At 71.3% G+C, this 13,262-nt stretch carries 16 protein-coding genes and 2 tRNA genes; 5 read left to right on the top strand and 13 right to left on the bottom strand.

What is annotated here, in order from left to right; genetic code table 11:
- Positions 1-82: 82 nt before the first annotated feature.
- The 7 genes from NP095_RS03555 to tig form a co-directional block, all read right to left on the bottom strand.
- The gene (locus tag NP095_RS03555) at positions 83-682 is read right to left on the bottom strand and encodes an ATP-dependent Clp protease proteolytic subunit (RefSeq protein ID WP_232417345.1); all 600 of its coding nucleotides are present in this window, start codon (positions 680-682) and stop codon (positions 83-85) included.
- Entirely contained in the window at positions 679-1,254 is a 576-nt protein-coding gene (locus tag NP095_RS03550) for an ATP-dependent Clp protease proteolytic subunit (protein ID WP_404801103.1), read from the bottom strand. The genes NP095_RS03555 and NP095_RS03550 overlap by 4 nt, the downstream gene beginning before the upstream one ends.
- Positions 1,255-1,352: 98 nt before the next feature.
- Positions 1,353-1,805, bottom strand: coding sequence for an SRPBCC family protein (locus NP095_RS03545; protein ID WP_283251517.1), 453 nt, complete (start codon positions 1,803-1,805; stop codon positions 1,353-1,355).
- 17 nt (positions 1,806-1,822) lie between these two features.
- Positions 1,823-2,302, bottom strand: coding sequence for an SRPBCC family protein (locus NP095_RS03540; RefSeq protein ID WP_232417346.1), 480 nt, complete (start codon positions 2,300-2,302; stop codon positions 1,823-1,825).
- A 97-nt stretch (positions 2,303-2,399) separates the two neighbouring features.
- Positions 2,400-3,635 carry a lipase family alpha/beta hydrolase gene (locus NP095_RS03535; protein ID WP_232417347.1) on the bottom strand — a complete coding sequence of 412 codons (1,236 nt, stop codon included), beginning with the start codon at positions 3,633-3,635 and terminating at the stop codon, positions 2,400-2,402.
- Between the two features lie 58 nt (positions 3,636-3,693).
- The gene (locus NP095_RS03530) at positions 3,694-4,806 is read right to left on the bottom strand and encodes a lipase family protein (RefSeq protein WP_232417348.1); all 1,113 of its coding nucleotides are present in this window, start codon (positions 4,804-4,806) and stop codon (positions 3,694-3,696) included.
- A gap of 210 nt (positions 4,807-5,016) precedes the next feature.
- Positions 5,017-6,390, bottom strand: coding sequence for a trigger factor (gene tig, locus NP095_RS03525; protein ID WP_232417349.1), 1,374 nt, complete (start codon positions 6,388-6,390; stop codon positions 5,017-5,019).
- 134 nt (positions 6,391-6,524) lie between these two features.
- Between tig and NP095_RS03520 the strand changes: the two genes are divergently transcribed.
- From NP095_RS03520 to moaA, 3 genes are all read left to right on the top strand, one after another.
- Positions 6,525-6,598: transfer RNA gene (locus tag NP095_RS03520), tRNA-Pro, on the top strand.
- A gap of 23 nt (positions 6,599-6,621) precedes the next feature.
- A complete protein-coding gene (locus NP095_RS03515) occupies positions 6,622-7,062 on the top strand; it encodes a molybdenum cofactor biosynthesis protein MoaE (RefSeq protein ID WP_232417350.1) in 441 nt (146 codons plus the stop codon).
- Entirely contained in the window at positions 7,059-8,036 is a 978-nt protein-coding gene (gene moaA / locus NP095_RS03510; protein ID WP_232417351.1) for a GTP 3',8-cyclase MoaA, read from the top strand. The genes NP095_RS03515 and moaA overlap by 4 nt, the downstream gene beginning before the upstream one ends.
- 1 nt (position 8,037) lies before the next feature.
- On the opposite strand, the gene NP095_RS03505 is transcribed toward moaA, so the two are convergent.
- Positions 8,038-8,280, bottom strand: coding sequence for a MoaD/ThiS family protein (locus tag NP095_RS03505; RefSeq protein WP_232417352.1), 243 nt, complete (start codon positions 8,278-8,280; stop codon positions 8,038-8,040).
- 62 nt (positions 8,281-8,342) lie between these two features.
- On the opposite strand from NP095_RS03505, the gene NP095_RS03500 reads away from it, so the two are divergent.
- Entirely contained in the window at positions 8,343-8,909 is a 567-nt protein-coding gene (locus NP095_RS03500) for a nucleoside/nucleotide kinase family protein (protein ID WP_232417353.1), read from the top strand.
- Positions 8,910-8,962: 53 nt separating this feature from the next.
- Positions 8,963-9,038: transfer RNA gene (locus NP095_RS03495), tRNA-Gly, on the top strand.
- 1 nt (position 9,039) lies between these two features.
- Here the strand turns inward: NP095_RS03495 and NP095_RS03490 are convergent.
- Genes NP095_RS03490 through NP095_RS03470 form a run of 5 tightly spaced genes read right to left on the bottom strand, consistent with a single transcriptional unit; the run spans position 9,040 to position 13,249 of the window.
- Complete coding sequence (locus NP095_RS03490; protein WP_232417354.1) at positions 9,040-9,225, bottom strand: hypothetical protein; 186 nt, start codon at positions 9,223-9,225, stop codon at positions 9,040-9,042.
- Positions 9,222-10,337 carry a PP2C family protein-serine/threonine phosphatase gene (locus tag NP095_RS03485; protein WP_232417355.1) on the bottom strand — a complete coding sequence of 372 codons (1,116 nt, stop codon included), beginning with the start codon at positions 10,335-10,337 and terminating at the stop codon, positions 9,222-9,224. The genes NP095_RS03490 and NP095_RS03485 overlap by 4 nt, the downstream gene beginning before the upstream one ends.
- Positions 10,338-10,346: 9 nt before the next feature.
- Positions 10,347-11,159, bottom strand: coding sequence for an Fpg/Nei family DNA glycosylase (locus NP095_RS03480; RefSeq protein ID WP_232417356.1), 813 nt, complete (start codon positions 11,157-11,159; stop codon positions 10,347-10,349).
- Positions 11,152-11,610 (bottom strand): ribose-5-phosphate isomerase, encoded by a 459-nt coding sequence (locus tag NP095_RS03475; RefSeq protein WP_232417357.1) that lies wholly within the window; start codon positions 11,608-11,610, stop codon positions 11,152-11,154. The genes NP095_RS03480 and NP095_RS03475 overlap by 8 nt, the downstream gene beginning before the upstream one ends.
- Positions 11,611-11,632: 22 nt before the next feature.
- Complete coding sequence (locus NP095_RS03470; RefSeq protein WP_232417358.1) at positions 11,633-13,249, bottom strand: CDP-glycerol glycerophosphotransferase family protein; 1,617 nt, start codon at positions 13,247-13,249, stop codon at positions 11,633-11,635.
- Positions 13,250-13,262: the final 13 nt, after the last annotated feature.

Genomic DNA, 13,262 nt, shown 5'->3' with positions numbered 1-13,262 from the left:
CGTTTCCGAACGGTCCCCCCACGATGCCACAGCTGTGCACCGTGGGGGAGCCGTCACCGGCGTTTGCGTCGAGGCGTGTCGCTCAGAGCGGGGTCTTGAGCGTGTCCAGGACCTGGTCGATGATCCCGTACTCGACAGCGCCGGCGGCCGTCAGGATCTTGTCGCGCTCGACGTCCCGGCTGACCTCCTCGGCCGTCTTGTTCGAGGCCTCGGCGAGCATCTTCTCGAGCAGCTCACGCATGCGGAGGATCTCGTTGGCCTGGATCTCCAGGTCCGAGATCTGACCGCCGGTGCCCTCGGTGTAGGGCTGGTGGATCAGGATGCGGCTGTTCGGCAGCGCGAAGCGCTTGCCCGGCGTGCCGGCGGCGAGGAGCACTGCGGCGGCCGAGGCGGCCTGTCCCAGGCAGAACGTCTGCACGTCCGGCTTGATGTAACGCATCGTGTCGTAGATCGCCGTGAGAGCGGTGAACGAGCCGCCCGGGCTGTTGATGTAGATGCTGATGTCGCGGTCGGGGTCCATCGACTGCAGGCACAGCAGCTGGGCCGTGACCGCGTTGGCGACGTCGTCGCTGATCGGCGTGCCGAGGAAGATGATGCGGTCCTCGAACAGCTTCGTGTAGGGGTCGATCCGACGGAAGCCGTAGGACGTGCGCTCTTCCCACTGCGGCATGTAGTAGCTCATCGGACGTCTCCTGCCGTGTTGACGATCTCGTCGATCAGTCCGTACTCCTTGGCCTGCGCGGGCGTGAACCAGCGGTCACGGTCGGCGTCGGCCTCGATCTGCTCGACGCTCTGGCCGGTGTGCTTGGCCTGGAGCTCGTTGAGCTGCTTCTTCAGCAGAATGGACTGCTCGGCCTGGATCTTGACGTCCGACGCCGAGCCACCGATGCCGCCCGAGGGCTGGTGCATCATGATGCGCGTGTGCGGCAGCGCGAAGCGCTTGCCGGCCGTGCCCGCCGCGAGCAGGAACTGGCCCATGGAGGCGGCCAGGCCCATGCCGACGGTGACGACGTCGTTCGAGATGAACTGCATCGTGTCGTACATCGCCATGCCCGCGTCGACGGAGCCGCCGGGGCTGTTGATGTAGAAGTACACGTCGGCCTCGGGGTCCTCGGCGTTCAGCAACAGCAGCTGCGCGCAGATCGCGTTCGCGTTCTGGTCGCGGACCTCCGAGCCGAGGAACACGATGCGTTCCTTCAGCAGACGGTTGTAGATGTGCCCGTCGAGGTCGGAGGGACCCGCCTCGACGGCCATCTGGGGGTTCATGGGTGCGTTCACGTCACCGACCCTAGACCGCGCGGAGGACACAGACACGCGCCCGACACCCGTGTTCGCCATCGGCGTACAGCACGTCAGGCGCCGCGCGCCGCGACGTCGGACGCGATCGCCGCGAGGGTCCGGTCCATTCCGGCCACCAGCTCGTCGTCGTGCTCGTCGATCCCGCCGAGCGCCAGCGTCGCGACGACACGGCTGAGCAGCGTGCGCCGGCCACCGATCAGATCACGGCGCACGACCAGCCGCGTGCCGCCGTCCTGCGGCTCGAGCCGGTAGGACCAGAGCGCGCCCGGCCCGTACACGCGGAACGCCAGCCGCTCGGGCGCGGCGACCTCCACGTACCGGCTCAGCGTCGGCCAGACGAAGGCCTTGCGCTGGTTGAGGTTCAACGAGAGCTGGTTCGGCGCCAGCCGGCGCGGCAGGAAGAGCTGCGCCCACGTCTCGGGGCTCCAGCGCCGCATGCGGCGCTGGTCCTGCAGGACGTCCCAGACCCGGTCGACCGGAGCCGCGATGAAGGTCGAGGCCTGCAGCGGCGGAACGGCGCCGCTCAGGCTTTTCCCGGCCCACCGCCCTCGGCGGCGGCCTTGATCCGCTCGAGGGTCTGGCGGATGCCGGCCTCGAGCTCGTTCTCGAAGTTGTCGGTGCCGCCCAGGACCTTGCTGGTCAGGAGGTTCGAGACGGCCGAGACACCATCTGGGGCGTGACGGCTCTCGGTCAGGCGCGTGCCCGTCGCGGTGGGCTCGAGGTCGTAGGACCACACGGTCCCGTTCTCGGCGATCTTGAAGGCGAAGCGCTTGCCGGGGACGAACTCCTTGATCTTGGAGCGCGTCGGCCAGAACAGCGGACCGCGGCGGTTGATGTTGATCGTGGTCGTGCCGACGCCGATCGGGCCCTTGCCGCGCACGATCATCTTGCGGCACTGCGGGCTCCAACGCGGCATCTGGGCCGGGTCGCTGACCAGGTCCCACACCCGCTCCGGGGGCGCCTCGATGTCGATCGTCGCCGAGATCTCGTCACGGTTCGCCACAGTCGTCTCCCTGGTTCGTCGGTCGGTGCTCCGCGAGCCTAACCGACCGTGACACCCCGGGTGTCAGATGGGGGTGACCTGTCTCACACGACGAGGCTCAGGAGCCCAGGCGGCGGGTCTGGCGCGGCTTGGCGTTGATCCAGGCCACCAGCCAGTCGCCGACACGGGGATGGTTCAGCAGGGCGAAGTGGTGCGCCGACGGGAGGTACTCCAGCCGCGCGGCCTGCGCGACGGGACCGTCCCGGCCGATCCCGGCGGCCGAGGAGAAGTGCACGATCAGGTCGCCCAGGGCCGCGCCGAGCGGGTGCCATCGACCGGCTCCGACCGTGGCCGCCACGAAGTGGTACTCCGCATGGGCCAGCGGCGCCGCGGCGATGCGGTCGAGCCCCCACCGCGCCGTGAGGTCCTGACCCTCCCAGTCGTCGGCCGAGATGTACCCGTGGCGCAGGTCGACGATGCCCGCCGAGCGGGAGTCCCGGATCGCGCCGAACGGTGTGGACTGGGGCCAGAAACGCAGTATGCGCGAGCCCAGATGCGCGGCCTTCTCGAGGTTCGCGCCGGCGTGGGGTGTGCCGAGACAGACGACGTCGCCGACCCGGTGCGGCCACAGGTGCCCCGCGACCGTGGCGCGGTTGGTGGCCGCGCGGACGACCAGTCCGCCCATCGAGTGCCCGACGAGCGTGATGCGGTGCACCGCGACCGGCCAGTTGGCGACGACCTGCTCCAGCAGCTCGTCGAGGTGCTGACCGTTCTCCGACACGTGCAAGCCGGTGTTGTAGCGCAGCAGGACGGTCGTGGCCTCGGTGTCCGCCGCGATGCGCTCGGCGTAGGTGACGCTCGGTCCGCGGCGCAGCCAGGACTCGTCGTTCTCGCACAGGCCGTGAACGAGGACGACCAGATGGCCGGTCGCGTCGGGATAGGCCTGGCGGAGCTTCCACGGCGTCGCCGCGATGTCCGTGCCGTCGCGGCGCAGGGACATGGTGATCGCCTGGGGGTCGCCCATCAGGCGCAGCTCCTCACCGACCAGCCCGTTGACCGCCGAGCGGACCTGGCGACCGACACGGGACCCGTCCACGGGCGCCCCCACCCCGCGCGCCGCCATGGAGCGCGCCGCGGTGCCCGAGGCCCGCAGCACGCGCGAGAGCGAGCCGTAGACCGAGCCGGCCACCGCGTCGTGGACCGCCTCGGGGACGCGACTGCCGACGATCCGCGTCGCGCCGAAGACGCGGTGCGCGACGGCCGTGTGGACGTCGCGGACCGTGCCGAGGACGAGCCGGTCGCCGTACTCGAGCGCGAGCGCCGCGACGTCGGTCGTGCGGGCGGTCGGGGTCATGCGTCCATGGTGCCCCAGGTGTCCAGCGATCCCTCCCCCGATCTCGGGGCGCGGACCCTCAGAACAGCCAGGCGCAGGTGGAGTCGACGACCCTGCCGCGCAGGACGTCGTCGAAGAACTGCACAGCCTGCCCGCCGCCCTCGTAACCCGACGCGACGTGCGAGGGCGCCCACGACGTCGAGTAGACGATCCGCGAGCCCCGGGAGCACCACTGCTCCACGGCCTCCCTGACGGTGTCGTGCGGGACGATCTCGTCGGCCCACGCCGACGTCACCGCGAACGGCACGTCGATCCGCGAGCGGCTCACCCGGACCGGCTCCCGCTCCGGCTCGGTGGGCCCGAGCTCCTCCAGGTCGGTCAACCCTCGCGGAAGCCCCTCCGGCGCGCAGCCGGACGCCTCGGCGCCGTCGTCGAGCAGCCCGACCGCCAAGAGCAACAACGGCCGGTACAGGTCGAGCTCGGAGCGCTCGCCGATCGCGGTCAGGTTGCCGGTGGGGGCGGTCGCGTGGCCACCGGCGATCCGCAGCTCGGGTGCGTAGCCCGGGGCGAGCTCCAGGGCGCCGGCCGTCGCGCCGCCGCCCTCGGAGAACCCCTGCAGGAACACCGGCGCCGTCGCCGAGAGGCCGAGGCCTCGTGCCGCCCGCACGACGTCGAGGACGTTGTGACCCAGGACGACGTTGTCGGCGAACGGGTGGTCGCCGGGCGTGCCGAGGCCCTCGTAGTCGGTCATGGCGATCGCGTAGCCCGACGCGTGGAACTGGCGGATCCACGTCGCGTCGTTGAGGTGGCCGGACTCGATCAGCCGGCTGGCGGCACACCGGTCGGCCAGTCCCTGGGTGCCGGGACTCACCCCGACGACCGGCCGCTCCCCCGGCCCGCGCCACGGCGCGTTCGGGACGATCACCAGGCCCGAGACGGAGGTGGTCTCGCCCCGCGCTCCGGTCGACGCGTAGAGCACCCGCGTGGCCGTCGCGTCGGCCGGCGCGATCCCGAGGCCGGTCAGGGCACCGGGAGCCGGCGCCTGCTCGAGGACCGAGCCCGGCGGGGCCGTGCCGACGACCGCCGAGGACAGGCCGCCGTCCTCGATGGCGTGACCGGGGACGGCGCCGAGCGACACGGCGAGCGCGCCGGCCAGAAGAGCGGCGCTGGCGGAGAGGGGACGCACCTTCACGGTTCTGCTCCTGCGGGGTCTCGAGCGTTCCCGAGAGCCACGGCGTCACGTTCCGGTGACGTGTAACACTCGGTTACTCTGCCGCTCGCGCAGAGCACACGTCAAGGTCCGCGCGGCGTGTCGTGGCCCGAACCCCCGCAACGACGAAGAGCCGGCGCCCCGAAGGGCACCGGCTCTCTCATCGCGGGACGGGCAGGGCCCGCCGCGGAGTCACTCCGAGGCGGACTCGTCGGCCGGCTCGTCGCCGCCGATCGTGCCGTCGGCACGCAGGTTCGCCAGGTCGACGACGTTGCCGGACTTGTCCGTGACCTTCGCCGACTCCACGAGGGACGCCAGCGCCTTGCCGCGCAGCACCTCGCTGATCATCTCGGGCACGTGGTTGTGCTCCATGATGTGCTGGATGTAGGAGTTCGGGTCCTCGCCGGACTGCTGGGCGCGGCGCATGATGTGCTGGCTCAGCTCGTCGTTGTCGATGTCGTACTCGTTCTCCTCGACCAGCTGGTCCAGGACGAACTGCGCCACGATCGACTCGCGGACGTCACGCTCGAGCTCGGACTCGAACTCGTCGAGCGTCTTGCCGTCCTCCTGGTCCTCGAGGTAGTTCTCGAGGGTCAGGCCGGCCATCGCGAGCTGCTGGTCCATCTGCTGACGACGGTTCGCCAGCTCGGCCTCGGCCAGGCCGTCGGGCATCGGGGCGTCGACCCGGGAGACGAGCTCCTCCAGGACGAGGTCGCGGGCCTCGGCGGCCTGCTCGATGCGCTTGCCGCGCGTCAGGCGCTCGACCAGGTCGGCACGGAACTCGTCCATCGTGTCGAAGTCGGAGGCCATCTGGGCGAACTCGTCGTCGAGCTCGGGCAGCTCGGTCTGACGCACGTCCTGCAGCGTGACGGTGACGTCGACCTCCTCGCCGGCCAGGTCGCCACCGACGAGGGTGGTCGAGAAGGTGGCGGACTCGCCCTTCGACAGTCCCGTGACGGCCTCGTCGAGACCGTCGAGCATCGTGGCCTTGCCGATGACGTAGGGCAGGCCCTCGGCCTGGGCCTCGTCGATCAGCGTGCCGTCCTTGTGGGCGGCCGACAGGTCGATCGTGATCGAGTCGCCCTCGGCGGCCGGACGGTCGACGTCGGTGAAGGTGGCGAAGCGCTCGCGCAGCTGCTCGAGCTGCTCGTTGACGTCGTCCTCGTCGACCTCGATGTCCTTGACCGTCACGGCGATCTCGGACGCGTCCGGGATCTCGAGCTGCGGGCGGACGTCGAGCTCTGCGGTGACCTCGATGGGCTCACCGTCGACGAACTTCGCCAGGTCGATCTCGGGCTGGCCGAGCGGCGTGGTCTTGGTGTCCTGCAGCGCCTGGGTGTACCAGCCCTGCAGGGCCGAGTTCAGCGCCTCGTCGAGGACCGCGCCGCGGCCGACGCGCTGGTCGATGATCGCCGCCGGAACCTTGCCCTTGCGGAAGCCGGGGATCTGGATCTGGGCACCGATGGTCTTGTAGGCCTTGTCGAGGTTCGGCTTGAACTCCTCGAACGGCACCTCGATGGTCAGCTTGACCCGCGTGGGGCTCAGCGATTCGGTGCTGCTCTTCACGTGATGACTCCTGAGTCGTTGGGCGTGTCCAGCCCACGGAGTCCTCACGCAGGCCAGCGTTCAGTCTACGGGTCTTCACTGGTGGCGGGTCAAACGGGCCGACGCCCGGCCGCCGTACACTGTTCCGAGCCTCACGGGATGTGGCGCAGCTTGGTAGCGCACCTGCTTTGGGAGCAGGGGGCCGCAGGTTCGAATCCTGTCATCCCGACACCGGACGCCTAGGCTGGGCCCATGATCACCGAGGCGGCCGCCGGACGCGTGGCCCTGGCCCGCGTGGTGGACGCGCCGCTGGACGTCGCCGCCCACGTCGCCGCCGTCGCGGGCCCGACCATCGGGGCCACGGACGTGTTCATCGGCACGATCCGCGATCACGACCCCGAGGCCGACGGCACCGTCGTCGCGCTCGAGTACGAGGCGCACCCCGACGCCGAGGGGATGCTGACGGCGCTCGCGGGGACGGTCGCCCTCAACACGGGCGCGACGATCGCGGTGTCGCACCGCTTCGGCGCCCTCGAGGTGGGCGACGTCGCCGTCGTCGTCGCCAGCAGTGCCGCCCATCGGCGCGAGGCGCTGGAGTCGACCCGGGCCCTGATCGAGCTGATCAAGACCGAGGTCCCCATCTGGAAGCGCCAGACCGATGCCGGTGGCCGGAGCGGCTGGGTCGGACTGTGAGCCTCGTCGACGGCTTCGGCCGGGTCCACCGCGACCTGCGGATCTCCCTCACGGACAAGTGCTCGCTGCGCTGCACCTACTGCATGCCCGCCGAGGGCGTCCCGTGGATCGAGCGCGACAGCATCCTCACGACCGACGAGATCGAGCGCGTCGCTCGCGTCTGCGTGTCGCTGGGCGTCACCACGATCCGACTGACCGGCGGCGAGCCGCTCGTGCGCAAGGACGCGGTCGAGGTCGTCCGCCGGCTGGCCGCACTGGGCCCCGAGGTCTCGATGACGACCAACGGCCTGCGCCTGGCCGAGCTGGCCGTGCCGCTGCGCGAGGCCGGCCTGACGCGACTCAACATCTCCATCGACACGCTCGACGCCGAGCGGTTCGCGACGCTGACCCGGCGCGATCGCCTGGGCGACGTCCTCGCCGGGATCGAGGCCGCCCGCGAGGCCGGGTTCACGCCGCTCAAGCTCAACGCGGTCGCCATGCGCGGCGTCAACGACGACGAGCTGGTCGACCTGGTCGAGTTCGCGAGGGGCGCGGGCGCCCAGATGCGGTTCATCGAGCAGATGCCGCTCGACGCCGGTCACACGTGGGACCGGGCCGCCATGGTGCCGGGCGCCGAGATCCTCCAGACCCTGCGCACGCGGTTCGACCTCGAGCCGGTGGCCGGCCGGGGCTCCTCCCCCGCCGACCTCTGGACGATCGACGGCGGACCTGCCACGGTCGGCGTGATCGCCTCGGTGACCGCTCCGTTCTGCGCGGCCTGCGACCGCATCCGGATCACCGCCGACGGGCACGTGCGCAACTGCCTCTTCGCGCGCGACGAGTCCGATCTCGTCCCGGTGCTGCGCGGCGGCGGGACCGACGCCGACCTCGCCCGGATCTTCGAGTCCTCGATCGCCGCGAAGCGTGCCGGGCACGGCATCGACTCGCCGACCTTCGTCCAGCCGAAGCGCCCGATGAGCGCGATCGGCGGCTGACTCAGCCGCCGGCGAACGGGGGCAGCACGTCGACCGTGAGGCCCGGCGGCAGCACGGTCGCCCGATCGGTCGTGCGGATCCCCTCGACCAGCACCGAGCACCGGGTCAGCACCGGACCGAGGTCCTCGAACCGGTCGGCCAGACCGTCGAGCAGCTCGCCGAGTGTGGCCACCTCGAGCGACGTCTCGGACGTTCCCGCGGCCTCGCGGGCGGCGGCGAAGAGTCGGACGTGGACGGGCTCCATGGGCCCAACGTAACCCGCCTGCGCTCTGGCAACGTCGGGGCGAGCAGGTTAGCGTCGATCCAGTGGAACCCTCCAGCCCCGCGACCCACTTGGCCGAGCAGGTCCTCCTGCGCGCGCCCGCCTGCGGGACGACCCGCGTGGTCGCGATCGACGGGCGCAGCGGAGCCGGCAAGACGGCCCTCGCCCTCGACCTGTCGGACCTGACCGGGGCCCCGATCCTGCACCTCGAGCGGCTCTACCCCGGCTGGCACGGCCTCGCGCAGACCCCGGCGATCGTGCGTGCCCTGCTGGCCGATCTGGCGATCGGCGAGGCGGGCCGCGCTCGCCTGTGGGACTGGGCGGCCGACCGGCCCGGGCGCTGGCTGACCGTCCGGCCCACCCCCGACCTGATCATCGAGGGTGTCGGCGCGGGCGCGTTGCCGCTGCGACCGTTCCTGAGCCACCTGGTGTGGTTGGAGGCGGACGAGACGGAGCGACGCCGCCGCGCGCTGGCCCGCGACGGTGAGACGTACGAGCCGTGGTGGGACGTGTGGGCCGCCCAGGAGGAGGAGTACGTCACGACCGACCGCACCCCCGCCGCCGCGGACCTGGTCATCTCGACCACGCCCGACGCGCGAACCGCCCGCTGACTCGAAGCGCGCCGGGTGTTTGTGGCATCATGGTGCTGGCGCTTCGGCGCCACGCGGACGTAACTCAATGGCTAGAGTCCCTGCCTTCCAAGCAGGATGTTGCGAGTTCGAATCTCGTCGTCCGCTCCACTCAGTGGTCCCGGCCGCGGAAGCGGTCGACCGCCGTCCGCACGAGCGAGCCGACGATGCTCACCACGCCGAAGACCACGAGAACCCGGCCCGCGGGCTGGCTGTCCGTGCTGGTGATCATGAAGACCCCCGCCAGCACGATGAGGGCGCAGGTCGCGTAGAACGGCCAGATCGGGGTCTCGGTCATCGCGGGAGCCGGTGCAGGATCAGCACCGCGCGATCGTCCTCGCCCGGTTCGGTCTGGTCCAGGATGCGGCGCGGCGCGCCGGCCATCTCCTGGGAGATCGCGATCGCCGCGGCGCCACGCAGCCACTCGACCCCGACGGAGAGGTCCAGGGTGCGGGTCTCGACGACGCCGTCGGTGTAGAACATCAGCGCCTCGCCCGGCTCGATCACGCCGGAGGTGCCGTGGAACTCGGGCCGGTCGATGATGCCGAGCGCCAGGCCGCGGGCGCCCGAGACGACCCACTCCTTCTGGTCGCGCTTCCAGTGCATGGCCGGCGGATGACCGGCGTTGAGCACCTCGTAGCCGCCCGTCTCGAGGTTGACCAGGACGTGCACGGCGGTGGCGAACCCCTCGTCCCACGACTGGCGCAGGAGGTAGTCGTTGCCTGCCGCGAACAGCCCCAGCGGCGGCAGCGAGCCGATCAGACCGCCCAGCGCACCGGCCAGCTGCAGCGACTGCGTGCCCGCGGCGACGCCCTTGCCGCAGACGTCGACGAGCACCATCTCGAGGTACTTCTCGTCCTTGGACAGGTTCGCCACGAGGAAGTCGCCGGCGAACTTGGCCGAGCCGGCCGACTCCATGGCCGACTCACTGGCCCAGCCCGGTGGCAGCGGAGGGACCGCGCCCTGGGCCTGCAGCCGATCCCGCAGCTCCATCAGCATCGCCTCACCGAGCGCTGCCGGGAGTCCTGAGCGATTCCGCGAGGAGCTGTACAGCAGGATCGCCGCTGCGATGTACACCGAGGCGGCGGACGCGGGGCGCGCGGAGATGGCTCCGGTGTCCACGGAGTAGACCAACGCCGAGACCGTGGCGGCGAACAGGACAATGACCGTCAGGGCCGCCTGCGGCCACCACTGCAGCAGCATCCCGCCGAGGATGAGCGGCACGACGAACATCGCCACCGGCACCATCCAGTACCACTGCAGACTGAGGATGAACATCACACCGGTCAGCAGCAGCAGCGCGGCCAGCGCGGCCATCTGGCCGTCGCGGGATCCGGTCCGCCATTCGCGCGCATTCGTCGACAGGTACCTGCCGACAGGATCGCGCCGCGGACCCTTCGTCGTGCTCACGGACTGACCCTACCGGCGCCGCTGACAACGTGGGCACCAGAAGAGGTTTCTGCCGGCGACGACCTCGGTGCGCACGCGCGTCCCGCAGACCAGGCACGGCTGGCCCGCCCGGCGGTAGACGTAGACCTCGCCGCCGTGGTCGTCGACCCGCGGCTCGCGGCCCATCGCCTCGGGCTCGTGCTCGGGGCGCACCGTGTCGATCCGGCCCGTGCGGACACCCTCGCCCATGAGGTCGACGAGGTCGGCCCAGAGCGTCAGGAACGTCCCCGGTCGCAGGTCACGGCCGGCCAGCTTCGGGTCGATGCGGTGCCGGAAGAGCACCTCGGCGCGATACACGTTGCCGACCCCCGCGATGACGCGCTGGTCCATCAGCAGGGTCGCGATGGGCGCCCGTGACGCGGCCACGACGTCCGCTGCCCGCTCGACGTCCGCCGCCGGGTCGAGGGGGTCTGCGCCGAGCCGGGCGTGGATGGCCTCGATCTCGTCCGGCGTCAGCAGCTCACAGGCGGTCGGGCCGCGCAGGTCGGCCGTCGCACGGCCCGAGGAGAGCCGCCAGCGGACCTGGCCCACGACCGGCGGCTCGGGGTCCTCGACGAACGTGAACGCGCCGTAGAGGCCGAGGTGGACGTGGACCTGCTCCTCGAGGTCGGAGAACGCCACGAACAGGTGCTTGCCGTGTGCCGTTGCCTCGAGCAGGGTCCGACCGTCGAGCCGGGCGGCGGCCTCGAACCGGCCCTGGGGGCTTCCGGAGCGCACGACCTTGTCGCCGAACGTCCCGGTCAGGTCCAGCGCGAGGCGGTGGAGGGTGTGCCCCTCAGGCAAAGGTGCCGGTCTCCTCGTACGTCGCCAGCAGGTCGATCCGACGCTGGTGGCGGTCGGCCTCGCTCCACGGGGTCGTGAGGAAGGCCTCGACGATCTGCTCGGCCTCCTCGAGCGAGTGCATCCGGGCGCCGATGCCCATGACCTGCGCGTTGTTGTGCTGACGCGCGAGCTGGGCGGTCTCGACGCTCCAGGTCAGGGCGCAGCGGATGCCGGGGACCTTGTTGGCGGCGATCTGCTCGCCGTTGCCGGAGCCGCCGATCACGATGCCGAGCGAGCCCTTGTCGTCGAGGACCGCCTGGGCGGCGTCGACGCAGAACGGCGGGTAGTCGTCGTCGGCGTCGAAGGTGTGGGCGCCGTGGTCGACGGGTTCGTGGCCGTGCTCGGTGAGCCACGTGACGAGATGGTTCTTGAGTTCGTAGCCGGCGTGATCGGCACCGAGGTGGACGCGCATGGGTCCATCCTGACAGGTGCGGTCAGGACCGGACCAACGGCGTGTGCGCCATCTCATGGACCCAGGCGGCGAACGCGCGAGCCGACTCGTCGCCCTCGTATTCGCCCAGGACGCGGACCTTCAGCCGGCGCCGGCGGTCGGCGAGCGGGTCACGATGGAGCATGTCGTCGAGGACGTCGGGCAGGCCCGCCAGGCGGCGGTCGACCGTGTAGCCACCGGCGGCGACCGGGACGGCCTCGGCGAACTCGTCGAGACCGTGGGCCATGCTCACCATGAGGTACGGCTTGCCCGAGGCGAGCCAGTCCGAGACCACGCTGGAGACGTCCGAGACGAGCGCGTCGGCGCGGTTCATGCAGTCCGCGACCGACAGACCGCGCACGGCCTCCTCGCCCCACAGGTGCTGCCGGTCGTTGGTCGGGTCGTCGTGGTCGGCCTGCAGGATCGCGTCGAGCGCGGCCAGCCGGTCGGTCCACGAGGGCGCCCGCAGGAAGACCGGGTGGGGCCGGAAGATGATGTTCACGTCGGCGTCGATCAGGGCCCGCAGGATCCGATCGGCGACCTTGATCGACGAGAAGTTCGTCATCTTGCCGTTGCCGGTCCAGGTCGGCGCGTAGAGGACGGTCGGTCGCTCGACCTCGGTGACGGGGACGGCGGCGGGCAGCACCTCACCGGACTGCGGGCGGCCCAGCAGCACGAAGCGCTCCCGCGGGATCTCGACCCCGTGCCGCGCGTACCGGTCGATCGCCGCCTCACCCGAGGCGACCAGCACGTCGTACCGCCGGTGACGGCTGTGGTGGCTGCCCGACTTGTCGGAGTCACCGTGGCCCAGCCACACGTGCCGGACCGAGCGGATGCCCATGAGCTTGAGGTGGCCCGGAGCGTTGTGGACGTAGAAGAACGTCGTCATGGACGGGACCGTGAGGACTCGCATGTCCCCCAGCACGTCCGAGCCGGCCGCGATCCACGCCATGGTGGGGCGGATCCCGGCGCGCAGCTCGGCGCAGTAGTGCGACCGCAGTCCGACGATGACACCGCGGTCGCCCGAGGCGAGCAGGTGCGGCTCCCACATCCCCACGTGGATCGGGCCGCCGCCGTAGCCGCCGTAGCCGAGTACGAATCGCGGCTCGTAGGCCAGCAGGGCCCGGCGCAGCGTCCGGCGAGCGCTCCACAGTCGCACCTTGTCGGCGACGACCGGCGCGGCCGCGATGGCCAGCACCACGAGGACGACGAGCACCACCGGCAGGGAGGCCAGGGCCACGGCGAACGCGAGCACCGCCCCGAGCCACCGCACTGCCAGGACGAACGGTCCGCGATCGGGCGGATCCGGCGTGGGGCAGACCTCGGGCTCGGGCACGCCGGGCAGGCCGTGCACGTGCGGCGGGGTCGCCGGGCGCAGCATGGCCGCGCGTACGAGCACAACACCGAGCACGGCCGCCAGGACCGCGCCCGGGCCCAGTCCGTGCACGACGGCCCGGACCGTCAGGACCAGCGCGGCGACGAGGACCAGTCCCGCGCAGGACCAAGCGAAGACGCGGTTGCGCGTCCCTAGGTCCGTGCGGAAGCGGTGCCGGAGGTCGTCGACCTCCCGGTCCCGGCGAGCGCGGAGACGTGCAGCGAGGCTTGGCAGCTGGTCGGTCATCGCGCCCAGTATC

It is taken from the genome of Aeromicrobium duanguangcaii (assembly GCF_024508295.1).
In the GTDB taxonomy this organism is placed as follows: Bacteria; Actinomycetota; Actinomycetes; order Propionibacteriales; family Nocardioidaceae; genus Aeromicrobium; species Aeromicrobium duanguangcaii.
The sequence above is the reverse complement of the archived record's forward strand: the minus strand, read 5'-3'. Positions and strand labels throughout refer to the sequence as shown.